Below are 23,940 nucleotides of genomic sequence, written 5' to 3'. Positions count from 1 at the left end.
ATAATTTAATTATACCATTAAAATAACTTTCATTCCATTGATGAAAGGACAAATCAAACCTAATAAAAAAGCCTTATTCATTTGAATAAGACCCTTTCATTATTAATTTGATTGATTCAATCCTCGTAATAATTCATCAATTTTTGAACCATATTCAACCGATTGATCTTTCTCAAAGGTCAATTCAGGAATACGGAAAATCGACATCCGTTTTGCGAGTTCACTCTTAAAGAGTCCTGTCGCTTTTTTCAAAGCTGCACTCGCCTTCTCATTGTCCGATGCAAGTTCCGACAAAAGACTATAATAGACAGTTGCTTGACTCAAATCACCTGTCACTTTAACGTCAGTAATATTGACGTCTTGAACACGAGGATCACGAACTTTGTTACGTAAAATATCATTGATTTCACGTTGGATTTCAACAGCTACACGGTCACTTCTAAATGAATTTCCCATAATTTTTTCCTTTCTCAAAGTTTTCATTTTTACAAATCGTCACTTGTCCCTGGGCATATTAAGAGCACACTAACATAATTACTAAAATAGAGAAATTAATTTCTTCTATAATAAGTAGAGTGCATTCTTGACCCGATAAATAATTAATAATATTATCTTAGACGATTGCTTCAATTATTTACGTTCAATTTCAACCATTTTGTAAACTTCAATGGTATCATCAATGGCAATATCATTGTAACCTTCTGCCATCAAACCACCTTCTTGTGCATTACCGACTTCTTTAACATCATCTTTGTAATGTTTAAGACTCGCAATTGATCCGTCAAACAAAACAACCCCTTCACGGATCACACGAATACTTGCATCACGCATAACCTTACCACGAGTAACAAGGAAACCAGCGATTGTTCCAACTTTAGAAACTGTGAATACCTCACGAACAATTGCTTCACCAATAACTTCTTCTTTGAATTCTGGATCAAGCATACCGCGCATTGCAGTTTCAACTTCTTCAATAACTTTATAGATAATGCTGTGGAGACGAATATCAACATCGGCGCGTTCAGCTTGTTCACGTGCAATTCCTGTTGGACGAACATTGAAACCAACAATGATCGCATTTGAAGCTTCAGCTAAAGCGACATCAGATTCAGAAATCGCACCAGCTGCCGCGTGAACAATATCAACTTTAACACCTTCAACATCAATTTTTTGGAGCGATGCTGCAAGTGCTTCAGCAGAACCTTGGACATCAGCTTTGATAATAATATTGACAGTCTTAACTTGTCCTTCTTTAAGCGTATCAAAGAGGTTATCAAGACTCACACGACGAGTTGATTTACGTTTTTCAAGTTGTGCACGTTTAGCACGTTCTTCACCTGCTGCACGGGCCGCTTTTTCATCTTCAAAGACAGCGAAATGATCACCTGCTTGAGGCATTTCATTCAAACCAGTCAATTCAACTGGCGTTGAAGGTAGTGCTTCTTTCATACGACGACCACGTTCATTAACCATTGTACGAACACGTCCATAGGTATTACCAACAACGATTGGATCTTGAACGTGTAAAGTTCCTTGTTGAACCAAGAGTGTTGCGATAGCCCCTTTACCTTGGTCAAGTCGGGCTTCAATAACAGTACCAATTGCGCGAACCGTAGGATCGGCTTTAAGCTCTTGAACTTCTGCAACCAAAAGCACAGTTTCCAAAAGTTCATCAAGGTTCTTGTCAAATTTAGCCGAAATTTCAACAAATTCAGACTCGCCACCCCAAGCAGTTGAGATAACACCGTGTTCAGCCAATTCTTGCATGACACGTGCTGGGTTAGCACCTGGTTTATCAATCTTATTTACTGCAACGATAATAGGGACATTAGCTGCTTTGGAATGATCAATTGCCTCGATTGTTTGTGGCATTACACCGTCATCAGCTGCAACAACAAGAATTGTAATGTCCGTTACAGATGCACCACGTGCACGCATACTTGTGAAAGCTTCATGCCCTGGCGTATCAAGGAAAGTAATCTTCTTGCCTTTAGCCATAATTTGATAAGCACCAATGGCCTGAGTGATTCCGCCTGCTTCACCTTCTGTGACATGAGAATTACGTAAGTGGTCAAGCAATGTTGTCTTACCATGGTCAACGTGACCCATGATTGTAACAACTGGTGGACGCTCAACCATATTTTCTTCATTAAGATAACCCTCTTCAACGAATAAACGTTCGATATCAGTTTTATCTTCTTCGACTTTTTTAACTGCTTCAATACCGTAATCCATCAAAATCAATTCAATTGTTTCTTCATCGAGGGATTGGTTTTGATTGACCATTGTACCCATCATAAAGAGTTTTTTGATAATTTCTGCTGGTTCGCGTTTTATTGCTTTAGCAATGTCTTGAACATTCATGCCAACCTGATATTCAAGACTTTCTGGTAATTCATGGAATTTACGTTGAGTTTGTGGTAATACTTGTTGGTTGTGGTTATTGTTATTGCGACGTCCACCATGTCTGTTTCCATTATTCCAGTTTGAATTACGTGCATTCCGGACTTGGTTCCGGTTATCATTAACGTGGAGTGGTCCGCCTTGGCGACGGCCGTCACTTATCTTATCGTGTTCACCACGTTTTTTATCACGGTCACGACGATTTGTTTTACCATTAGCAGGAACTGTAAATACTTCTGAACTTGTTACTGGTTTATCAAATTTATTATGTCCTTGATTATTGCCTTGGTTATTATTCCCTTGACCTTGAGGACGTTTCTTATCAAAATGATTTTGACCATCTTTATTTTGCGGACGACGACGATCTTGGTTCGCTCCACCATTACGACGATCTTGGTTACGATTTCGGTCGAATGGTTTATGTTCAGCACGACGTTTATCCGCTGCTGCTTCGGCCTCTTTTTTGATATCTTCTGCACGTTTAACGACTTTAATTTGGATTCTTGGTTTTTTTCCAAATTTTGGTTTGTCGTTTTTCGCAGGATCCGTTTTTGCTACGATGTTTGATTCACTCTTTTCATTTTTTTCTTCAGCAACAGCTTTTTTCACTGGCTCATGATGAACAGGTTTTGCTGGAGTTGATTGATGTTGTTCATTTTGTACAGGTTTTGCTTGCTCAACAACTTTTTTGGGAGCAGGTGTAACTTGTACTTTCTCAACATTTTCAGCTTTCGCTGCTTTTGCAACTTTCGCGGCTTTATCAGCCTCTTCTTTGGCTTTTATACGTGCTAAAATTGCTGGGTCTTCTACAATAGCCTTACCGCCGAAAGTACGCGCAGGTGCTGGGCTTTCTTTTTTCACTTTTTTCTTAGGGGCCGGAGTTTGAGTTGGGGCTTGAGTCGTTTCGACACCGCCAGCTTTCACTTTCGCAATAATTTTCTTTGCGTCATCATCAGACACTGAGCTTGAATGAGACTTCACATCCAATCCAAGTCCTTGTGCTGCGTTCACAAGGTCTAAATTTGACATTCCTGTTTCTTTAGCAATTTGATTAATACGTTTTTTATCAGACAATTTTGTCCTCCTTTGTTCATATCATTCAGTCATGAGGCTCTCCATTTTCTTTGCAAATCCATCGTCAGCAATAGCAATCACTTTACGTTGTTGCCCAATTGCTTGCGATAGTTCGTTTTCTGAGAAGATTAAGCAAATGTTAACCTCATAAAAACTTGATTTATCAGTCATTTTTTTCATCAAATTTGAAGAGGCATCATTTGCCAAAATGACCAATTTAGCTTGACCATTTTGAATGGCTTTCGTAACTAAGTCTTCACCAGTAATAGTTTTCTTAGCCCGTTTCGCAAGTCCCATCAAATTAAATAATTGTTGTTTTTTATCCATGTGTTTTAGTCATAATCAGGTAATACCTCTGCCGAATAAGTGGTTTGTGAAAGTTCACGACGTGCAACTTGGTGCGCCACATATTCAATCAGCTCATCATAAAAGGAATCACTAATTTTAGTTTGAAAGGCACGATCAAAGACACGTTTCTTTTTAGCTAATTCTGCCTCAGAATTCAACAAAGCGAGATAAGCGCCTCGCCCGTGTGCTTTTCCAACAGGATCAATCGAAATCTCACCTTCTTTGGTATATGCAATTCTTAAGAGGTCGCGTTTTGGAAATTGGTCTCCGGAGACCACTGACTTTCGCATCGGAATTTTTTTCTGTTTCATCTAAAATCCTCACATTTTTGGCACTTCTTAGACGATTTAGCTGCCAAAATCATGGTCAGTCTTCACTATCCACAGCGACAACATCATCCGTTTCAACTTGTTCTTCAACAACTTCATCTGAAACTTCTGTCGTTTCAATGGCTTCAGCTACTGTTTCTTCGTCATCAGTGATAAATTCATAATCATCAAGGTTAAATTCATCTGCTGACTTGATGTCGATTTTACTGTTCGTTACATGAGCCGCAAGTCGAACATTTTGACCACGTTTACCAATGGCAAGTGAAAGTTGGTCTTTGGCAACAACAGCAAGTGCAGCACCATCAGCCGTAATTAAAACTTGTTCAATTTTAGCTGGTTTTAAAGCATTCGCAATCAATGTGGCTTTATCAGAAGAATATTCAATGATGTCCATTTTTTCGCCAGCAAGCTCACGGATGATGCCTTGAATACGGGCACCTTTACTCCCAACCATTGTTCCAATTGCATCGACGTTGTCATCGTGTGATTGAACAATCACTTTGGCACGATCACCTGCATCGCGCGCAATAGATTTGATTTCAACAGTTCCATCAAATACTTCAGGAATTTCTTTTTCAAACATGCGTTTCAACATATTTGGAACCGTACGTGAAATGAAAACACGGGTCCCTTTTGGTGTCAAAATGACATCAGTAACGTAAACTTTCACACGGTCACCAACGTGATAACGTTCTTGAGCGATTTGATCTTTCTTCGTCAATAAGGCATCGACACGACCAAGATTAACATAAACCGCACGATTATCAATCTTTTCAACGGTCCCTTGAATGATCTCATCTTTGTAACGAGAATATTCATTGTAAATAATAGTCCGTTCTTCTTCACGCATTTTTTGCATGATGACTTGCTTTGCTGCACCAGCGGCTGTACGAGCAAAATCTTTAGGTTTTTCTTCAAACATGATTTTGTCGCCAATTTCATAGTGAGGATTAAGTTCCAAGGCATCATCAAGTGAAATTTCTAAACGACTATCAAAAACTTCATCAACAACTTCACGTGTTGAATATACGTTGAAGTTTCCTTTTTTTTCATCGAAAATAACTTTTACATTTTGTGCTTGACCGTATTGGCGTTTGTAAGCAGCTGTGATCGCTTGCTCAATTGCATCAATCACAATTTCAGGCTTAATCCTTTTTTCTTCTTCCAACATTGCAAAGGCGTTCAGCATTTCTTTGCTCATTTTATATCTCTCTTTCTTCTTAGAAAATTAATTTTTATTTACATTTATCTCAATTTTTGATGACAACAGCCAAATTTAGAATTTAACTAAAGTTTGAGCTTTTGAAATCAACTCTAATGGAATTTCAATTGTCTTGTGGCGTGTCTTATCCAAGACGTCTAAAGTCAATTTCTTCCCATCAAATGCAATTAAATCACCTGTATATTCTTTCTCACCATTAACTTTTTGATAAAGTTTAACAAGAACAAATTCTCCAATTGCTTCTTCAAAATGTGCTGCTTTTTTCAGCGGACGTTCAGCTCCAGGGCTTGATACTTCAAGCATGTAGCCTTCTTTAGGAAACGGATCTGGTTGCATCGTATCAAGTAGAGGCGATATAACCTCACTTAATTCTCCAGTTTCATCAATCGTGATGCCTCCTGGCTTATCAACTAAAATACGTAGAACCATGTCACCACCAAATTTTTCCCATTCAACCGCATGTAAGACAAAAGGTTCAGGTAAATGTGGTAGAACGAAATTTTCAACGACTTCTGTAATATCTGACATATCTTTCTCCTTTCCAAAGCACAGAGAAGGAGCGTCCTCTCAGACGCTCCTTTCTACTAATTATTTAAAACTATTATACCACAAGTTCAATTTTTGTCAAGTCATAATCCTTATCACGGCGAGATATTTTCTCACTCGCCCCTTCTATTCCAGTCTCCCAAATGTGGGGCCAAATAAAACAATGCTATTAATGCCAATTGACAGAAGGTAAATGTTAAGAAAAAGCCCATGTTACTTGCACTTATCGAATGAATAATCAACATTAGCGTTTCCCAAGGATGAAAAACTAAGTCCCACGAATTCAAACGTAATGCTTCAGAACGTCCAACAAAAATACCAATCGAACTCAAAAAAGAAATAACAAAAAGCAAAACTGCTTTTAAATAATTGTTTTTTACAAAATGATGCAAAATCAATTGAATGGACCAGGCACCTAAGATGACACCGAAAATGATTCCAAAAATCAAAACATTAAAGTCAAGAATCGTTCGTAAATTAGAAAAGGATTTAAGTTTTGACAGGTCAAACCAATCTGCAAAATGCTTTGCGTCAGTCAAAACATAAAAAGTATTTGGATAAAAAATCAGCCAAAAAAAGCCAGCAATCCCTTGAATCAACCGCCGACCTGAATTTATTGCTAAATATGAAAAATCATAAGCAATGAGGGCCAAAAATACGTTCCAAGCCATACTCATCGAAATATTAATAGAAATATGAAGGGTAATTTTACCATAGTTAAGTACAGATAAAAACATACAAAAAAGGCAAAATATTAGGAAAAAAATCTGTAAAGTCCAAAATTTTCTTGTATTCAACATGGACAAATTATAACACATTTAAAAGCGAGCGATTAAAAAAAGAAGTCGACTGACTTCTTTTTTACTTCGGCAATAAAGCCACATATTCCTCAAGTGATAAATGATGAGCCATCATATACTTCGCATTTTCAACACCAACATATCGATAGTGCCAATCTTCATAATCTACTCCTGTAGAAGCCGACATTCCTTTTTGAAAATGTAAGACAAAGCCATAATTAGGAGCGATTGCCATTATTTTGGCAACGACTTCTGGATTAGAATCGTTCAAACTGTCTATGGTACTCATGTCTATCGCTAAGCCTGTGTTATGCTCTGACATGCCTGGTGGCATCGAATAGGTATTCACATTCAAAACAGCCTGAGCTTCTGAAATAGCTTTACCAGTCCGATTGACCGTCCCTTGTCCCGCCATTTCTTGAGCCACATAATTATTGTAGAGTTGTTTCTGATATGTCACAGAGCGATAACCCGAGATCAAGTGTTCAGCAGGGTCAATCTTCTGAGCCGCTTCTAAAAAGGCAGCAACATCAGACGCAATCTTGCTATTCACTTCTTTTCCCCCGACCAGCGTTAATGGAGGATTCAATTCTGCTCGTTTGTTCCATTTATTAACAAGAATTAAATTCCAGTCCGATTGATGAGCATCGGGCAAATTGCTTGCTTCTACCGATCGATTCGTTGAGCTGGAAGAAATCGATTCTTTTTTTTGGTGAGTTGACTTTTTGGTAGATAAGGCAGTATCATTTAAACTTTCCTTGGTTGCTTTCTCGAGTTGGCGACGATTATTATTCACCCCTAAGAAAATGACAAGCACCAATAAAACAAACAGGACGGCTATGATGAAATAACTTTTCTTATTTTTTCTCATTAGATCCTTATTTTTTCAGTTTTAGTAATCTTATTATAGCACAAACTCATTTTATCTAAAACATGAATAAATTATTGGTCCTAAAGTTTATCAATCGTCTTCGAAGAAAAAAACACATCATCGACATAAAAAAGTTTGCTGCCCTTAAAGAATTTTTAAGTCTCTTTGTTTTACTCCTCCTTGTTTTAGGAGCTGCTGTTTTTTCCGTATATCGGACGGTGGATTCAACTTTTTCGAATTCATACATGAATGTCCCTCAAACGACCAGCGTTGATTTTAAAAAATCTGAGCCTTTCACTACATTGCTCATCGAAACTGGAACCAATAATCCAAAAAACGTTTGTTATGCTGCTGTTCTAGCATCTACCAATGCGACAACAAAACAAACCACATTTATGAATTTTCCTGTCTTTGCACTAATACCCAATCAAAAAACCATCACTGGAGTATACAATACGAATAGAAATGATGGCATTCTTCAAATGGTCAAAGAATTACTCAACGTATCCGTTAATAAAGTTGTCCAAGTTGATGTGAATAAGATAGGCTGGACTGGCCTTCTATAATTGGTCACTGTTTTTAAAACGTCTGGGTTATTAATTCGATAAATAGTGATATTATTTGTCGATAAATTAGTAAATTTATCTAACTTTTCTGTTGAAGGAACGTTGACCCACTCCGGTAAACCGCATCATCGACTAGCGACATCCTTCCTGTAGCTGCTTCTTCACCTTTTTGTTCGACGTACTCGTTTGAAGCTGATGTTTTTGTAGGTTGATCAGAACTGTTTGTCGTTGTATTATTATCGGCAGGAATAAACCCCGCAAGGCCGCCTACAATGGCAATAAAATCAAGATGGACACCATAATGTCCCACATATTTGTTTTCTTCTTCCTTCTACATTGCAAATTAACTTCCAAGTATTCGTTTAGTCACGACCAAATAGATCTCTCGTGTAAACTTTGTTTTTAACATCTTCTAGTTCTGCGGCATAGCGATTTGAAACAATCACATCAGAAAGTGATTTGAATTCATCTATATTATGTACAACACGAGAATTGTAAAAACATGCTTTATTGAGCGTTGGCTCATAAACAACTACTTCAATCCCCTTACCTTTGATCCGTTTCATTATGCCTTGAATGGAACTTGATCTAAAGTTATCAGAATTCGACTTCATCGTCAAGCGATAAATCCCCACAACTTTGGGTTGACGTTTGATAATCATATCCGCAATGTGATCTTTGCGGGTCCGATTAGATGCAACAATTGCTTCGATCAAGTTTTCAGGAACTTGATCATAATTAGCCAAAAGTTGTTTTGTGTCTTTTGGCAAACAATAGCCCCCATAACCAAATGAAGGATTATTATAATGAGTCCCGATACGTGGATCTAGGCCAACCCCGTCAATGATTTGCTTTGTATTTAAACCACGAATTTCGGCATAGGTATCCAGCTCATTAAAATAAGCCACACGTAAAGCCAAATAAGTGTTTGAAAAAAGCTTAATGGCTTCGGCCTCAGTGTGATTTGTGAAAAGGACAGGCACATCTGTTTTGATTGCGCCCTCCAACAAGAGATTCGCAAATTGTGTTGCGCTTTCGGATTGCTCCCCAACGACAATCCGAGAAGGATAAAGGTTATCATACAATGCCCTTCCCTCACGCAAAAACTCAGGAGAAAAGATAATGTTCTCGACATTATCTTTGGCACGCATTTTTTCCACAAAGCCGACCGGAATAGTTGATTTGATGACAATCATTGCCTCCGGGCAATAGGTCAATACTTCTTCAATTACCGCCTCAACTGAATCGGTATTAAATTAATTTTTAACATCATCATAATTTGTTGGAGTTGCTACCACCACAAAGTCAGCTCCAGTTAGTGCTTGTGACGTATTCGTCGTCGCAAGTAAATTCAATTCTTTACTCGCTAAAAAAGATTCAATCTCCTTATCAACAATGGGCGACTGCTTCGAATTAATCAAAGCCACCTTCTCTGGAATAATATCCAAAGCAACGACTTCATGATGTTGTGCCAAAAGCACTGAAATAGACAAGCCGACATAACCTGTCCCAACGACTGCGATTTTCATTTTTTCACTCTGACAAATTTACTTTAACTTAGCAATGCTGCTAAAGCAATTTAGTAATATTGTATTTTTTTGATTACTAAATTATATCAAAAATGTGAATGAAAGTTAAGTGATCAGACAGTTTTATTCTTATTTATTTGCTTTTTTTGTAAAATTTCATTTATTAATTGTTTAATGGCAGGATTCTGCTTTCACTCTCCAAACTCAGCTTTCAAAATGTGGGTTACATCATCCAGTGTGACGTTCTGTGTTGAAAGCGTTCTATTTTATTGGCTAGTGTTCGCAAAAATTTTGAAAATTTGACAAGTTGATAAGATTGATTCGAATTCATCCATTTACTGCCACTTTCGAAAACAGCTGATAACTCTCTCAATTGCACAGCTAGCACTATTGCATTAGCTCTGACAAAGGCCGGGTTTTTCGAAATCAAGTCAAGGCTTTCTTCTAATTTATCGATATTCCTTATAAAGTCGCGTTGACTTTCCCTCGTTTTCTTTACGATTCGAAATTCTTTGACAAATTGACTTTGGATATTGGGAATGAGCAAACGCAACTCGTCATTCGTCATTTTAGACACCTTTTGATTCTTTTTTTGGTGCCATAAATTGAAAGCCATCTCCCAAAGTTGTGTTTTCAAGAGGATGTTAAGTGCCACATAAATGAAGCCCCCAACCAAAATCTGTAGCATAAGCTGCAAGGTCGTCATCTTGAATGTTTGATTCATCCAAAAAACCACGATGAACATGATTAGACCCGAAAGGAAGTATTTCCAGATTCCCGAAGTCAGCGTGAATAATGGAAATTCTTTTCTTATCTCCCAGTATTGATACGCAACAACAGTGATTTCAGCGATTACAGTTGAAATTGTCGCACCATAGACACCCAATGCTGGAATGAGAACAAAATTAAGGACGATACTTACAATTGCTCCCATTCCCACAGAGAGTGTGTAAACTTTCATTCTATTAAGTGGTAAAAGGTACATTGTCCCTAAAACGCTACTCCACGAAATAAAAATGATAACTGGTGCTTCAATGAGCATAATATATCCAACCATCGAAAATGAATTCCCAAAAAAGAAGGAAGCAAATTTTAAACTTATTCCTAGAATTCCAAAAAAAAGCGCAAATGAAAGACCTGAAGCGATATTAAAGGCCTTAATAATTGAAGTTTCCACAGCTGACTGATTGCCTTGTGAATGCATGCTTGCTACTCGGGGAAGCATGACCGTACCGATACTACCAACTAAGGAAAGACACATCTTAATCATTTGATCTGACTGACTAAAAAAACCAGCATGGATAACTGAATCAAACAAACCAATCATCGTTCTATTTGCGACAGAGTATATCGAGCTAGCAATAGTTGGTAAGAACAGCCAGATTGTATAATATAAATGATGCTTTAAATTCAATTTTTTAAAGTTAGGAAGATAAACTTCCGACTTCAATAGGGCCAGAGAGAAAGGCTGCTTAACAGGCTTCCGATTCCAGCAATTGCAATATATCTGATCAAATCATTTTGATCTCGAACAAAGATAAAAATAGCGATAACCGTTAAAATTTTAAATATTAGATTTCGGGTTACTGTAATCTTAAACTTTTCCATCCCCATGAAATACCAAGAAATATCGAAAAGATTTGCGAGGATGATAAGACTTTGCCATAAATAATAGGCCTGATAACGTTGAGTCATCGAAATAAATATTAAAAAGACGATGTACGTAATTCCAGCTATCATCCAGCTCAGGAAGTTTATTCCCCAGAATATTTCACTTCGCTTTTTCTTATCATTTTGATAATATGCAATTTCCCGATTTCCATAAGTAAAGGTTCCAAGAATTGAAAATAATGAAAAATAAAATACAACAGAGTTGGTAAATGCATTTATGCCCACCCCACTCGCACCCAGAACTCTTGAGAGGTAAGGTGCAGTAATCAAGGGCAGCAAAATTAACAAAATCTGATAAGAGCTATTTAAGAGGTAATTTTTAAAGAGTCTCACAATTAATCCTTTCTTTACACCTTAATTTTCACCAATATTCCCCAATGTTATACTATTGCCTTATATTCCTAACTTATTTGAGATGCATTTTAGCCAAAAGATTGGAAACAAGCCACCTAAAAAATTTAATCGCCCCCATCTCCCTTTGTCTCAGTGGCAACTCATAAAAGTTTATCTTATTTGTCGAAATCCATGTATCTAACAATGGCTCTGCTAAATAACCTAATACACGTTGGTCTTCAACACCATTTTTTATTATGTTAGTGTGGTACTCTAATAAAGGTTCAGCTTCCTCAAGAATCCCAAATACAAAATCACAATAGTCAAAAAAAAGTTCCTTTTTCATAACAAACATATTTCTAGGATGCAACTCAGAGCTTGACATTACTTCATCATATCCCTCCAAATAGCGCGGGGATTTTGTCTTGATTATTTCTCTAATCAATTTAATCGGTTCTCTCCCCAACCCGTCTGCCTGTGCGTCAGCGATATTTTTTGAAATGAATGTTTTTTCAGAAACAATTACTTGATGCTTTGAAAGGATTGTAATCGCCTCATTTCTTTTCAATAAATGATGTTTGACTCTAAAAAATCGACGATAATGACAAAGTCCATAAATCTCTAAATCTTTATTTTTCCAAATCCAATAGGTAGCTGTTAGCTCCGAATAATATTTATTCTTGGCACTAATGTTATCACCAATATCATCACGATAATCATTTGTACCAATTACTCTATCAATATGATTTCCAACAATCAGTCGACGGTAAAATTTATCTTTTGAAAATTCAATCAAAGGGAATTTATCAAACCCTACAACAAAAATCTTTGATCTTATCTTTTTTGTATCCATTCGAACACTCTCTTCCATTGAGATTCATATTCTCTCATTAAGTGGTAACTAAAATTTTATGTCTCTACTTCACCACTATGTGTGCTGGATTCCCTACTGCAACGCTTTTTGGTGGGATATTCTTTGTAACCACAGAATTAGCACCAATAATACTTGATTCTCCTATAGTAACATTTGGTAAAACAACGGCATTATTTCCAATCCACACATTATCTTCAATATGAACCTCCCCTTTAGAACATAATTTTCTCAGCGAAGGAGCAACTTGAAAATCTTGTTCCGTTCCACTTCCATGACTATTATCAGTAATAAGGATATTTCGACCTAATAAAACATTATTCCCGATTGTTATTCGATTGATTGCTGTAATATAAAGATCAGAGTTTATTCTGACATTATCTCCAATAAGAATTTCGGGTGTATATTTTTGACTAGCGTAGGTATCCCAAGCACCAATTGTACTCCGGGCACCACAAAGAAAATTATTTCCAACGCTAATATATTGACCACCAATCAAGGCAATATCGGTGGCGATATCGAAATTGTCACCTGTACGCCCAAATCTTTTTTTAATTCTATTTTTTTTTATCTTAGTTATGACATTAAATATTTTTTTCACTTTGATTTTTCCATTTTAACGGTGAAGGAATTCTGCTTTTATCTCTTGCAAAATTTCATTAAACTGATTCTTATTGTCAAAGAATGCTGGATTAATATTATTTTTAAAATCTGTTTCTTCAGAAACAGAAATTGCTGAGTAAATTGTACCCGAGAGATTTTCGATTGTCACATAATCCAACGAAATAATATGATTACTAAATTCCCGCATGTCCTTGTCTACAAATTGATTTGTAATGGTAATAAGGTTAGCAGCAGCCATTTCAAGAGGAGGATAACTTGGATGAGGTGAACACATAAGTGAAATTCCTACTGAACTTTCTTTTAATAAGTTGGCATAGTCAGCCAGTGGCATCTTCCCTTTTGTCTCTAGTAGGGAACCGTCATATAAGCGAACCTTCTTTTTTAATGAACTTCCAATTGAAATGAATTGCCACTCCTTAGCTAGATCCCTATGCTCTTTTTGAAAGTGGTTGATTGCTTCAATTATTAACGGAAAACAATTTCTTGAAAAATTAGGACGACCGTAAAATAGAATTTGTTTCTTCTTTTTCACATGTTTATCCTGATTGAGCGCTTGAGCAATTTCTGGTGTAAGTCGAGGAAAAAAGACTGATTCATGATAAAAATGATAGCCAAGTCGATGTAAGTAATGTGCTAATTCAGATGAATTAATAATTGCAAAAGTATTTGGTGTATGATAAGTGGACTCGCAGAGCAAGTAATTATCTGACCAAGCCGAGAAACTAGGTTCAAAATCTTGTATCAGATAGATTATTTTATTTTCTACACCAAAGACTTCCTTTTGATAATTCAAGACATCAGCAACACAATAATGTGTACTCCAGTAGGTCGTCATAAAAATATCTTCTGCTTTGACATCAATTTTCCTTTGCTCGCCATTTTTCCATGCAAGTGATGTTAATAATCGATGAGCGGGATGTTCATTTTCTAGCTCGTCAACTTCCCAGCCTGCATACTGGTCAATCGTTTCTTGAGTCAATGGAGCCTGAATGATAATTCTCGCATCTCCATTTAATTCATTAACAACCTGATCAAAGAGATCTAATGCCGTTTTAATACCACCATACATCTGATTTTTATTGATGTTATTGATGAGTAAATTTATTCTTATTTTATGTGAACTGTCTGAAGATTTATAAAAATTTATTTTTTTAAGAGCATCAAATTTTTGAGGATCATAAAGATAAATATTTTTCTTTATCCGGTGTTCAATCCGATGACCTAAATGCAATGGAATCTTTTTCAATATTTTGCCTTCAACAAATGCTTTCATTTTGTTTAATTTTCATCAATAATTCCTTATATACTTGTGAACTTTTCAATTCAAATCTTATTTTTTTCAAAACTATTTTTCTGCTGTTGCTTTTGTAAATCATTTTACTCGATGCACTTTCTTTGTGGTATATTTCCAGTTCATCCACGTACATTTGATTTATATTTAAACTCTGACAAATAGCGGCCAAGCAGTCTTCTTCCATATATAAAAAAGTTTCTGGATAAAACCCTTTGATTTTTTCCAAATATTGTTTTGTAAAAAATAAGGCCGCTCCGTGTAACATCTCTTCTTCAAGATTTAAAATATGCGACTTCTGAATAACAATGTCTGGCTTTTCCCTTTTTCGATTTAGGAATTTAAAGGTTAGTGAATTCCCGAAAAAAAAGATAAATAAATAATACTTTAGATGGTGGATTATCATGTTATTGACGTCTGCCATTGATAAAATTGCTCTTTTAATGGGATTCTGATTATAACCATCAGCTGATAAAATCTTCGTTCCAATCACACCACAGTTCTTTTCTAGAGAAAGGTTGTCGAGTTTTTCAAGATAATTCTTCTGGTTGATTATTGTATCACCGTTAATGACTAAGACATCAAAAATCCCTTTTTTCATGAGGTATTCTATTCCGATATTGTTTCCTCTAGCAAAGCCGACGTTCTCATTCGTTTTCAATACGATGATATTATTTGCAATAAGAAATTCATTTGTAAGTCTTTTAAAGGACTCATTGGGTGAACAATTATCTACTATAACAATCTCAAATTTTTTATATGTCTGCTGTAGGATTGATTTCACACAATCAATGGTGTCTTGGTAGACCATATAATTTAAGATAACAATTCCAATCTTTTTCAAGTCATCACTCAATCTAAAAATTTGTCAGGTACTCTAATCCAAGATTCCTCTTCAATTAGAGCGTGGCTTTGTATTCGATGAACATACCAATGTTCTGGCGCTACAACGATTTTATTTGAACTGTTCCCTAAATATTGAACCCACCATGAAAAGGTGGAGTTCGAAATAATAAAGTGTTTACAGGAACTCATCAAAGTTACTTTTTCAACAACCGAGTTGTCCGATTGCTCAATAAAATAAATTTCATTATCCCTCAGAGTATGCTGAGCAAACGTGGAGGCATAGTCTAAATCATCTGAAAAAAAGAAAAATACAGGGTGTTCAATTTTTTCTTTTATCATTTTTATTCCCTCGGCAAAGTAACGATCCCCACACTCGAAAAACGAATCTTTATAATCTTTTGATAAAAAATCGCCTCTCCGAATCGTCACGCAAACACTTTCGGTATTTAATATTGTTTGATAAAATGAAATGTTATTATCTCTAATGCATAACGGGTTCACAAAATCTTCATTCAACCAAACATTGTAGTTTGTAAAATAGGATGCATTGCCAAAATGACTGTCAAGATAAATGGTCTCTTTTTTTGTCGGGAATATCTTCGTACCTGTCGTTTTTGGAAAAATATTGAGGCCATTTTTGGACAAATATTCTGCATATCTTTTCCATGTTGTCGGAAGTTCATTGAATGACAGATTATCATATTTTCCATATATTATTTCAATAATACATCGATGAAAAAAATATAAAATTTGTTGTTTTATGTCCAAACCTTTTGGTGGGAAAAATCTTTTTTTTATTCGTTCTACTTTTGAATATGAAGAATTGTGAATTTTTGTATATCGTGTATTGAATTTTTCTAATTGATCAACCCAACCATCAAAGGGTGCATCTGGATGCTTTTCTACATCAAAAAAGTCAAGAAAAAGTTCTCCTTTAACCTCCTCTTGTAAAATTCTAGCAAAACAATATCGATACATTTGATTGCCTAAACGTCCAACCACACGGACGATTATTTTTTTAGTCATTTTTTCCGATTCTTCTATGGTGTAACTTCTTAAAAATCATCTCATTTATTTTATTTGGAGCAATCCCAATCAAGAATTCAAAGATAATGAGTTCAGGGTCTTCTTTAATAATCTCAATCATATTTATGCCCCCCTTAAGAGATCGCTTGTTCATGAAATTCATTCTGTTTACTATCTGAAATTGATAATCTTTGATTGTTGCTATCTGCGCTTTTGTAAAATGATAATTAATCAACAATCCATCACATTTCTGTACTTCTTTTGCTAGTCTGTTTTTGATATAATCTTTCTTTGAAGTAATTCCGTCAAAAATGTTCGCGCCAATTTGATTTCCCTTGTGTATCCTATAACGAACCAAAGGGAGAGCAACATAAGCAATTCTTCCTTTGGAGGACGCATAAAATGCCAACCACTGATCGTGAACGTTAAAACCGTCAAAAAAAGGTAGCGCTTCACATGCAATTTTACTTTTCACAAGTATTGTGCATCCTGTCACTGAACTACGAGATAATAAATACTTAAAACAGTCATCTCCAAAAATCGGAACAGCCCTCTTTTTTATCTTTCTAAAACTTGAAAAGATAAGCTTGTTATCGGAATTAATCACCGATAGGTCACTATAGCAGAGGACTGCCTTTTGGATTTCAATCGTCTTTACTAAATGTTCAATTTTATCAATTTCCCAAATATCATCTTGATCACAAAAGGCCAGATAATCTGCGTTTGATTGTTGGGTTAACTTTTCAAATGTTTTATTAGATCCTTCATTAACTTCGTTCTTGTCAAATTCAAAATGAAACTTTCTTATGAATTTATTTAGCATATCTAAAATATGAGAACTAATTTCAGGACTCGCAGAATCATCACAAACAAAGAGTTCAATATTTTTGTAAGTTTGGTTATTGATACTTTTCAACAATTCTATTAAATAGCGATCATTTGGTCTGTAAGTTGCTAATAGAATTCCAACTTTTTTCAATTTATTCTCTCTCTATAGCTTGAATGGCTAAGTCACGGTTATCTTTAAATTGATTAGAGTAAATCTCATATTTCCCTAAGGAATAATCATTGGAATAGACCAAGTTGATTTTTGATGCGATCTCTTCAGCAGTGATCTCCTCAAGAATGAGATTTTTGTCAATATTTAGGTTGGGCAACTCTCCTCGATTTGAACTTATCACTATTGCACGTTCACGGTAAGCTTCGATAATGACCCGTCCAAAGGGTTCTTTGAATATTGAGGGCATAACGATGACGTCAACTTCTGACATTAGCTTGTATACTTCGTCAAGTGCTACTTTTCCTGTAAATAGGATTAAATCAGTTTGATGTTTTGAACGGATACCTTCGATATCTTCACCAACGATATAAACCTTTTCAATAATCTCTGGACATAGTGAGATAGAATCTATAAATTCATAAATTCCTTTATGTCTTGCTAATGTTCCAAAAAAGCCAATTTTTAATTTCCTACCTCTTGGTTTCTCTTCTTTCTTGGCAAGTGCTGGGGCATTGACCACATTAAATATGGGATTTACTTCCGCATTAGGGAAAAAGCCTGCATTTTGATAATCTTCTCCAAGAAATACGGAAACAGGACTAATTTCTTTAATTAATTTTGATCGCTTTCGATTTATCCTAGCAAAAATAAAATTGAAGTATTTATTCCAAGTTGGATTCATGACCTGATTATCATGTAGAATTTGAATCACTCGATAGTTTTTAGCTAGCTCATAAATTGCAGTTCCAAATCCCATGCAGATACTATGCATAATAATCAAATCCGGTTCTATTTCATGGATCATTTTTTCAATATCGTGCAATGGCTGATGGGAATAGATTTCATAAATTTTTTTGATTAGTTTTTGAAGTGGCGTATGAATTTTTTTATCTCCTGACCAGTAAATTGATTTTACTGGTAATCTGATTATCTTTACGCCATTGATTATTTCATTTGTTACATTTTGAGCTTTTTCTTTTGTTGTAATTACTGTGACATCATAACCAAGTTGCTGGAGAACTTCCCCCCTATCTTTTGTAGTTAATTCACTGCCGCCTAGTACAGTGGGATAATAAAAAGAGCTAATTAATACTATCTTTTTCATTTCATTTATTATTGTCCATTCTGAGTGCGATGTTTGTCTTGATTATTGAAACATATTTTTCCATTATCAAATCTTCGATGTCATTTTTATTTTGCAGACGGTATATTTCTTCACTTCCATATAAATTTGCTCCCTGAGTTGCAGGGCCTTGTTTTCTTCGTTTAAAGTATTCCTCACGGCTCCTCGTAAAGTAGTGCGCAATATACATTTGGTCAAAACAAGCCACTCGCTTCAAAAAAGGAAGCTTGTTTTCAACTTTAGCTGTATTCACACTCCGTTGCTTATTGAAATAGACTGCATTATGCGGGCTAGGGATGTATGCGACCTTGCGAGGGTTACTTATTGTTTTGACATGTCGATTACGAGGTTCATCTAATTTGGCATGGTGCGTAAAACGTTCAATAATTAAGCCTTCCGTTTTTTTAGTCTGCCCACTGTCGCCATAAAGCAACCAGTTTAGTTCAACCCCAGGGTATGATTCATAATTTTTCAAAATTTCGCTAATTTTGAGTCCATTTTTTGGTACGATAAATTCATCTGTATCAATGATCGCAAGCCAGTAGGTCTCATCTTGAGCTTTTTTAATTGCATCATTGCACATGTAGGTCTGACTTTGTTTTTTGGGATAATAAATATATTCAGCAATTCCTGCTTCAATGTAGGGTCTCAAGACATCTTTCAATCGATCTGTTGAATCATTATCATAAATATAAAATTTATCAACTCCCACTAATAGGTGATATTCTAACCATTCTGGAAGATACTCAGCTTCATTTTTTATCATTAAAGCGGCTGATAAATAATTTTTGAAATCACTGGGGGTTTTCTTTGCTAAGTTTTTAGAGTTTATCCAACGATGAAGGTCAAAAAAAATAATTTTTTTAACACTTGCTTTGACTTTTTGTAACATTTATTTAACTCCGATTTACTTACGAATATTCAATAGCGTTGAAGTGTAGGGATAATAAGCAGCACTATCTGGAATATTGGTATTTGCTTTTAAAGTAACATTAATAAAGACAATACATAAGGTAAAAATCAAGATTATTTTCCAGACATTACGGCTTGATCGATCAGAGATAATACGTATGGGCGCTAAATAGCCAATGATATTAAACCACGAGAAAAAATAGGCTAATCGAACCATTACTTGTCCGGCTGTCCCTCCAATAAATAGAAATAGAAAGTCAATCATGGCAGTCATAAATAAAAAGATAAGTACTTTATTATTCTCTATCTTATGCCACATAAGAATAAAAGGGACAATGAAGATTAAACGGTATAAGTTTGTGATACTAATTCCACCCAAAGTATTACCTGACTGATTCATTGTGTAGACTGTATATTTGTCTGCTATAAGATTATTATTTATCAAAAATTCAATAATCATTGGGGAAAATACCGTAATCATAACGAATAAAAATAAAAAAATGATTATTAACTTGGTTTTTAAATGGTGAGGCTCCTTTTGCAACCACACGACAATGAACAACACAACAAATCCCAAAATTGCCGTCGCATGAAATGTAACTGAGAGTATTAATAGCATGAGGCATAGCTTTTTTTTACCTTTTAAATATAATGAGATAGCGAAAAAAACTAGAGTGCAAGCAAATCCTTGTCTGAGGAGGTTGAACGTTAACTCATAAAATAACATTAAATATGTAAATAATGAAAGCGTGACATTACTATATTTTCTGAAGTTAACCAATGCAATATAAGTAATCCCGTAAGTTAATAATCCAAAAATAAAAAGAAAAACATTCATATTCGACGTGATTCTTGAAATTAAGTAATTCAGTGTCAAATATCCAAACTCTGTAGAGGGTTCTAATGTAAAAAGTTGGCTAATATTCAAGGATGAATAGGCTTCTGTAAATACTTTAATACCATAAACAGACAAATCACCTCCAATATTTAAGTCCCTTATCCCTGCTAGAATTGACATTGAAAGCACAGCAGCCGAGGCAAAAAAAAGGTAAACAAATTTATTCTTTAGCCGATAATATTTTTCTGACAGTGCTGAAAAAAATAAAGCAAATGCAAAACAAATAATATAAGGGAACATCCCCACTCCTCTTGACAGTCAATTTATTACACTTTAATAAAACCATCGGTAATCTTTTCCATAATATTTTCTAATTGAATTTGATATCTCTCATCAGAAAAATTATCTATAAATATATCTGAAATTTCCTCATGAAGTCGGAACCACTCTTCTTTATTGATTGTAGAAATTCGATCGGCTAAAAGGTTCATATCTTGCTCCGTTTCAACCTCAAATAAATGAATTAAAGAATCTTGTCGACTAAGAAATATGGCACCTGTGTCATAAATTCCACAATTGATAAATGGAAGACCAATCTGAAAATAGTCAATAGATTTCATCGTTAGTCCGATTCCAAGGTTTTCTCGGTAAATATTTAAGCCGTATTGACATTTTTGAAGAATCTGTTTTTTCTTCTCGAAATCAAATAGTTTTCCGTAATTGACGTAAGCAATGTTGGCTTCTTGAAGTTGCCTCATCAAAACATCTGTATTCTCGCCATCACCAATAATATGGAGCAAGACTGGTTTGAGCTGGTTTATCTTTTCAAGCAGGAGACATAGTTTATTCATGTCAATGTGATGATTAATTGAACCTAAATAAGCAAAATTTATCAGGTTTTCATTCCATTCAAATTGATAGTGTTCTTTAATCATCGGTTTGTTTAAATATAAAACGGCGTTTTGATTTTCTAAAAGATGAGCTTTAAGAATATTTTGATAATACTTACACTCCAAAAGTACAAAGTCTGCACTACCCAGGTAATTGTTACGCAATTTTTTCCATTGGTCCGCCAAAATTGAATGAGATAACCTTGGCATTTGTTCAGGGTACAAGTCAAAAATGTCAAAGATAAGCTGTACATTTTTATCCTTTATTTTATAAGCTGCTAAACTTTTGACCAATGTATTTGGGGGAATGATGGCATAAATAAGGTTTGGCTTCTCTTCATTAATCATTTTTAATACTTGGTGTGTAAATGATAGATAAGAAAAAATACGTTTTACAGAAATGTTTTTGTTGTAGCTAGGGACATGGATTAATTTCAAATTCTTATTCATATATGACTTTCGTGATTTTGAAAAGTGATCAAAGTCTGAAAATATTAGTGAAACATCGTATCCATTTTTAGTTAGATTTTCTTCAACAAATTTCAAGCGTAAGTCATAATAGCCATCGTAGTGGATTAAAAACGCCTTCTTATCTTTCGTCATCAAAAAGCGTCCTTTCCCTGAATAATCTGAAAAATCGTTTCACCAATAAGCTTCAAGTCAAAGCTGGTGCTAAGTTTTTGGATGTAAAAGAGTTCGAGGTCGGCACGTTCTGGAAAAAGGACTTTACTTCTGCCATGGGTCGTCCAATAGCCGGTTATTCCTGGCTTACACATTAAAAGATATGGCAACCGGTTGCCATATTCGACATCTTCAAACAACAAAATGGGTCTTGGACCAACAAGGCTCATTTCTCCGTGGAGGACATTGATGAATTGTGGTAATTCGTCAATGGAATAATGTCGAATAAAACCACCAATTTTAGTGAGCCTTGGATCGTGTTCTAATTTATTCCCATTTTCATGATAAACTTTTCCAATATCAAGATGCTTATCAAAATAGTGCTCTGCACCATTGATCATCGTTCTAAATTTCCATATGTAAAAAATATGCCCTTCATTTCCATACCGTTTTTGACGATAGAGCATGGGTCCGTCATCTTTTCCTTTATCCAAATGGTAGGGGATAAAAAGAAGTAAAAAGGCGATGCAAAACAACATGAGACCAAACGTTCCTCCAATGAGGTCAATGCTCCGTTTTACGAGCCGTTCTGATTTAGAAAAAGCTTTGAAGGGGACAAGATTCTTTGATTTTAAAATGCTTAAATATTGTTCCTCTGTTTGCATGTCACTATCCTCCCCTTCTATTCTTTTTTAAAATATTCCTAAAAACTTTTTTATTTTAAGCGAACTTGCTGGCTGTGGATAAATCATCTTGTCAGCAATGACAGCTTCTGCATTATCCTCATAATAAATTGCCAATTCTGTATCGAATTCATCTCTGATTTGCTCAAATGCTTCTTTCATCTTGAACGCCCGAGACGTAACGTTGTGTGCATCAGAGGCAATAAAATGTGTCAAATTATGCTCAATAAGCTGAAAAGAAAATTTTTGTATTTTCTTGCCAAAATGACCTGTAATTGAAGAAGCTGTAATTTGACTAAGCACCCCTTGCTCGATATATTCATAAAGTAAATTCGGCTGTTCAATAATTCCTGTATTTCGTTCTGGGTGAACTAATACCGGCTGTAGCCCTTCCAGCTTCATTTCATAAAACATTTCCTTCGCATATCTTGGCGCATGATCACTTGGAAATTCAACGAGCATATAATGGGAATTGTCTGTCGAAGTCACCAATTTATCTGCAACATAATCCTTAAGCAGATCACCATAAATTCTTACCTCTTGACCAGGCAAAATCTCAATTGGTAAATGATTTTCATTTACGATTTTGCGGACTTCTTTGACTTTTTCCAATATTAATGGCCGTTCATTATTATACTCTGGGTTATGGTGTGGCGAAACGGCAATCGTAGTTATCCCCTCTGTGACAGCTGATTTCAGCATGACCAACGTATCTTCCGGACTTTTTGCCCCGTCATCAATCCCTGGTAAGAGGTGACAATGAATATCAATCAAGGTTTCACTCCTTTTTTAATCGCAAATGAATTTAATTTATCGACATGGTACTTATTCTGCACCGTAATAGTAATAATAACTCGTATCAGTCGTTTCTATTCCATGGATGACAACACCCAAGATGTTGGCATTAATCTGTTCAAGCAACTTTTTTGCTTTAATTAAGTTATCTTTTCGAGTTTGGTAAGCACGTGCAACTAGTACAACACCACCAACCAATCGACTGATAATTTGTGCATCTGTCACGGCATTCAAAGGAGGGGTATCAAACAAAATGACTTCATATTCTTGACTCATTTCTGTAATAAATTTTTTCATTCCTGCTGAACTCAATAATTCAGCAGGGTTTGGTGGAATTGGTCCGGAGGAGATGACCGTTAAATCTTTACAAAAATCTGTTTTCTGAAAGGCTTCATTTGCCTTGATTTGATGTGTTAAGACATTAGTTAGTCCAATCCGATTGTTGATTTTGAAGGTGGTATGAACCGACGGTTTACGTAAATCAGCATCGACCAGTAAGACTTTTTTTCCTTGTTGAGCAAAAGTAATGGCAAGATTGGCGATGGTCGTTGACTTACCTACACCTGCTTCAGAGGAAGTTACTAAAAAACTGGTCAAATTTTGGTCTGACAATTTAAAGTCAAGTGTCGTCCGAATGGTTCGATATTGCTCTGAAATCGGCGATTTTGGATTGAGATTTGTAATCAGTGAGCGACTATTATCAATTTTTTCATGACGTTTAAACATAT

25 protein-coding genes and 1 pseudogene are annotated in these 23,940 nt (G+C 35.4%); 1 reads left to right on the top strand and 25 read right to left on the bottom strand.

Annotated elements, in window-relative coordinates; translation table 11 throughout:
- Positions 1-102: 102 nt before the first annotated feature.
- From rbfA to RT41_RS01000, 8 genes are all read right to left on the bottom strand, one after another.
- Entirely contained in the window at positions 103-456 is a 354-nt protein-coding gene (rbfA, locus tag RT41_RS01035) for a 30S ribosome-binding factor RbfA (RefSeq protein WP_054638971.1), read from the bottom strand.
- A gap of 174 nt (positions 457-630) precedes the next feature.
- On the bottom strand, positions 631-3,477 hold the full coding sequence (gene infB / locus RT41_RS01030; RefSeq protein WP_096816903.1) for a translation initiation factor IF-2: 2,847 nt from the start codon (positions 3,475-3,477) through the stop codon (positions 631-633).
- Between the two features lie 21 nt (positions 3,478-3,498).
- Positions 3,499-3,804, bottom strand: coding sequence for a YlxQ-related RNA-binding protein (locus tag RT41_RS01025; protein WP_096816902.1), 306 nt, complete (start codon positions 3,802-3,804; stop codon positions 3,499-3,501).
- 5 nt (positions 3,805-3,809) lie between these two features.
- Positions 3,810-4,136, bottom strand: a complete 327-nt coding sequence (gene rnpM / locus RT41_RS01020; RefSeq protein ID WP_054638973.1) for an RNase P modulator RnpM — start codon at positions 4,134-4,136, stop codon at positions 3,810-3,812.
- A gap of 55 nt (positions 4,137-4,191) precedes the next feature.
- A complete protein-coding gene (gene nusA / locus RT41_RS01015; protein WP_096816901.1) occupies positions 4,192-5,355 on the bottom strand; it encodes a transcription termination factor NusA in 1,164 nt (387 codons plus the stop codon).
- 75 nt (positions 5,356-5,430) lie between these two features.
- Positions 5,431-5,904 (bottom strand): ribosome maturation factor RimP, encoded by a 474-nt coding sequence (gene rimP / locus RT41_RS01010; RefSeq protein WP_096816900.1) that lies wholly within the window; start codon positions 5,902-5,904, stop codon positions 5,431-5,433.
- 131 nt (positions 5,905-6,035) lie between these two features.
- Positions 6,036-6,593: a DUF1361 domain-containing protein gene (locus RT41_RS01005; RefSeq protein WP_180752662.1), complete on the bottom strand. Its 558-nt coding sequence runs from the start codon at positions 6,591-6,593 to the stop codon at positions 6,036-6,038.
- A 190-nt stretch (positions 6,594-6,783) separates the two neighbouring features.
- Positions 6,784-7,593, bottom strand: a complete 810-nt coding sequence (locus RT41_RS01000; protein ID WP_096816898.1) for a M15 family metallopeptidase — start codon at positions 7,591-7,593, stop codon at positions 6,784-6,786.
- Between the two features lie 62 nt (positions 7,594-7,655).
- Between RT41_RS01000 and RT41_RS10315 the strand changes: the two genes are divergently transcribed.
- Positions 7,656-8,159, top strand: coding sequence for a hypothetical protein (locus RT41_RS10315; RefSeq protein WP_143467334.1), 504 nt, complete (start codon positions 7,656-7,658; stop codon positions 8,157-8,159).
- 79 nt (positions 8,160-8,238) lie between these two features.
- Here RT41_RS10315 and RT41_RS10595 read toward each other — a convergent pair whose 3' ends face one another.
- The 17 genes and pseudogenes from RT41_RS10595 to RT41_RS00920 form a co-directional block, all read right to left on the bottom strand.
- Positions 8,239-8,469, bottom strand: coding sequence for a hypothetical protein (locus tag RT41_RS10595; RefSeq protein ID WP_054638977.1), 231 nt, complete (start codon positions 8,467-8,469; stop codon positions 8,239-8,241).
- A gap of 52 nt (positions 8,470-8,521) precedes the next feature.
- Positions 8,522-9,688: pseudogene (locus tag RT41_RS00990) on the bottom strand (nucleotide sugar dehydrogenase).
- A gap of 223 nt (positions 9,689-9,911) precedes the next feature.
- Complete coding sequence (locus tag RT41_RS10590; protein WP_245811551.1) at positions 9,912-11,015, bottom strand: lipid II flippase MurJ; 1,104 nt, start codon at positions 11,013-11,015, stop codon at positions 9,912-9,914.
- A 119-nt stretch (positions 11,016-11,134) separates the two neighbouring features.
- Positions 11,135-11,692 carry an oligosaccharide flippase family protein gene (locus RT41_RS10585; protein ID WP_245811550.1) on the bottom strand — a complete coding sequence of 186 codons (558 nt, stop codon included), beginning with the start codon at positions 11,690-11,692 and terminating at the stop codon, positions 11,135-11,137.
- A 73-nt stretch (positions 11,693-11,765) separates the two neighbouring features.
- Complete coding sequence (locus tag RT41_RS00980) at positions 11,766-12,545, bottom strand: DUF4422 domain-containing protein (protein ID WP_180752661.1); 780 nt, start codon at positions 12,543-12,545, stop codon at positions 11,766-11,768.
- Between the two features lie 64 nt (positions 12,546-12,609).
- Entirely contained in the window at positions 12,610-13,164 is a 555-nt protein-coding gene (locus tag RT41_RS00975; RefSeq protein ID WP_245811549.1) for an acyltransferase, read from the bottom strand.
- Between the two features lie 15 nt (positions 13,165-13,179).
- Positions 13,180-14,460: a rhamnosyltransferase WsaF family glycosyltransferase gene (locus tag RT41_RS00970; protein ID WP_054638981.1), complete on the bottom strand. Its 1,281-nt coding sequence runs from the start codon at positions 14,458-14,460 to the stop codon at positions 13,180-13,182.
- Positions 14,444-15,322 carry a glycosyltransferase gene (locus RT41_RS00965; protein ID WP_143467333.1) on the bottom strand — a complete coding sequence of 293 codons (879 nt, stop codon included), beginning with the start codon at positions 15,320-15,322 and terminating at the stop codon, positions 14,444-14,446. Before RT41_RS00965 ends, RT41_RS00970 begins: the two co-directional genes overlap by 17 nt.
- Before the next feature lie 8 nt (positions 15,323-15,330).
- On the bottom strand, positions 15,331-16,350 hold the full coding sequence (locus RT41_RS00960; RefSeq protein WP_096816894.1) for an alpha-1,2-fucosyltransferase: 1,020 nt from the start codon (positions 16,348-16,350) through the stop codon (positions 15,331-15,333).
- A complete protein-coding gene (locus tag RT41_RS00955) occupies positions 16,343-17,329 on the bottom strand; it encodes a glycosyltransferase (protein WP_096816893.1) in 987 nt (328 codons plus the stop codon). The genes RT41_RS00960 and RT41_RS00955 overlap by 8 nt, the downstream gene beginning before the upstream one ends.
- A gap of 1 nt (position 17,330) precedes the next feature.
- Positions 17,331-18,455, bottom strand: a complete 1,125-nt coding sequence (locus RT41_RS00950) for a glycosyltransferase (RefSeq protein WP_096816892.1) — start codon at positions 18,453-18,455, stop codon at positions 17,331-17,333.
- Between the two features lies 1 nt (position 18,456).
- Complete coding sequence (locus RT41_RS00945) at positions 18,457-19,365, bottom strand: glycosyltransferase family 92 protein (protein ID WP_096816891.1); 909 nt, start codon at positions 19,363-19,365, stop codon at positions 18,457-18,459.
- Positions 19,366-19,380: 15 nt separating this feature from the next.
- Positions 19,381-20,523, bottom strand: a complete 1,143-nt coding sequence (locus tag RT41_RS00940) for an EpsG family protein (protein WP_096816890.1) — start codon at positions 20,521-20,523, stop codon at positions 19,381-19,383.
- A 26-nt stretch (positions 20,524-20,549) separates the two neighbouring features.
- A complete protein-coding gene (locus tag RT41_RS00935; protein WP_054638993.1) occupies positions 20,550-21,716 on the bottom strand; it encodes a glycosyltransferase family protein in 1,167 nt (388 codons plus the stop codon).
- Positions 21,716-22,399: a sugar transferase gene (locus RT41_RS00930; protein WP_096816889.1), complete on the bottom strand. Its 684-nt coding sequence runs from the start codon at positions 22,397-22,399 to the stop codon at positions 21,716-21,718. The genes RT41_RS00935 and RT41_RS00930 overlap by 1 nt, the downstream gene beginning before the upstream one ends.
- Positions 22,400-22,426: 27 nt before the next feature.
- Complete coding sequence (locus tag RT41_RS00925; RefSeq protein ID WP_096816888.1) at positions 22,427-23,191, bottom strand: tyrosine-protein phosphatase; 765 nt, start codon at positions 23,189-23,191, stop codon at positions 22,427-22,429.
- 51 nt (positions 23,192-23,242) lie between these two features.
- Positions 23,243-23,938, bottom strand: coding sequence for a CpsD/CapB family tyrosine-protein kinase (locus RT41_RS00920; protein WP_096816887.1), 696 nt, complete (start codon positions 23,936-23,938; stop codon positions 23,243-23,245).
- Positions 23,939-23,940: the final 2 nt, after the last annotated feature.

The sequence above is a fragment of the Lactococcus fujiensis JCM 16395 genome, from assembly GCF_002441655.1.
Classification (GTDB): Bacteria; Bacillota; Bacilli; order Lactobacillales; family Streptococcaceae; genus Lactococcus; species Lactococcus fujiensis.
The sequence above is the reverse complement of the archived record's forward strand: the minus strand, read 5'-3'. Positions and strand labels throughout refer to the sequence as shown.

What these genes read in the sequence shown, in the direction of transcription:
- rbfA (WP_054638971.1), bottom strand. Translation starts at nt 456, where the DNA reads ATGGGAAATTCATTTAGAAGTGACCGTGTAGCTGTTGAAATCCAACGT.
- RT41_RS01025 (WP_096816902.1), bottom strand. Translation starts at nt 3,804, where the DNA reads ATGGATAAAAAACAACAATTATTTAATTTGATGGGACTTGCGAAACGG.
- rnpM (WP_054638973.1), bottom strand. Translation starts at nt 4,136, where the DNA reads ATGAAACAGAAAAAAATTCCGATGCGAAAGTCAGTGGTCTCCGGAGAC.
- nusA (WP_096816901.1), bottom strand. Translation starts at nt 5,355, where the DNA reads ATGAGCAAAGAAATGCTGAACGCCTTTGCAATGTTGGAAGAAGAAAAA.
- rimP (WP_096816900.1), bottom strand. Translation starts at nt 5,904, where the DNA reads ATGTCAGATATTACAGAAGTCGTTGAAAATTTCGTTCTACCACATTTA.
- RT41_RS01005 (WP_180752662.1), bottom strand. Translation starts at nt 6,593, where the DNA reads ATGGCTTGGAACGTATTTTTGGCCCTCATTGCTTATGATTTTTCATAT.
- RT41_RS01000 (WP_096816898.1), bottom strand. Translation starts at nt 7,593, where the DNA reads ATGAGAAAAAATAAGAAAAGTTATTTCATCATAGCCGTCCTGTTTGTT.
- RT41_RS10315 (WP_143467334.1), top strand. Translation starts at nt 7,656, where the DNA reads ATGAATAAATTATTGGTCCTAAAGTTTATCAATCGTCTTCGAAGAAAA.
- RT41_RS10590 (WP_245811551.1), bottom strand. Translation starts at nt 11,015, where the DNA reads ATGATTGGTTTGTTTGATTCAGTTATCCATGCTGGTTTTTTTAGTCAG.
- RT41_RS00980 (WP_180752661.1), bottom strand. Translation starts at nt 12,545, where the DNA reads ATGGATACAAAAAAGATAAGATCAAAGATTTTTGTTGTAGGGTTTGAT.
- RT41_RS00970 (WP_054638981.1), bottom strand. Translation starts at nt 14,460, where the DNA reads ATGAAAGCATTTGTTGAAGGCAAAATATTGAAAAAGATTCCATTGCAT.
- RT41_RS00960 (WP_096816894.1), bottom strand. Translation starts at nt 16,350, where the DNA reads ATGACTAAAAAAATAATCGTCCGTGTGGTTGGACGTTTAGGCAATCAA.
- RT41_RS00950 (WP_096816892.1), bottom strand. Translation starts at nt 18,455, where the DNA reads ATGAAAAAGATAGTATTAATTAGCTCTTTTTATTATCCCACTGTACTA.
- RT41_RS00945 (WP_096816891.1), bottom strand. Translation starts at nt 19,365, where the DNA reads ATGTTACAAAAAGTCAAAGCAAGTGTTAAAAAAATTATTTTTTTTGAC.
- RT41_RS00940 (WP_096816890.1), bottom strand. Translation starts at nt 20,523, where the DNA reads ATGTTCCCTTATATTATTTGTTTTGCATTTGCTTTATTTTTTTCAGCA.
- RT41_RS00935 (WP_054638993.1), bottom strand. Translation starts at nt 21,716, where the DNA reads ATGACGAAAGATAAGAAGGCGTTTTTAATCCACTACGATGGCTATTAT.
- RT41_RS00930 (WP_096816889.1), bottom strand. Translation starts at nt 22,399, where the DNA reads ATGCAAACAGAGGAACAATATTTAAGCATTTTAAAATCAAAGAATCTT.
- RT41_RS00920 (WP_096816887.1), bottom strand. Translation starts at nt 23,938, where the DNA reads ATGTTTAAACGTCATGAAAAAATTGATAATAGTCGCTCACTGATTACA.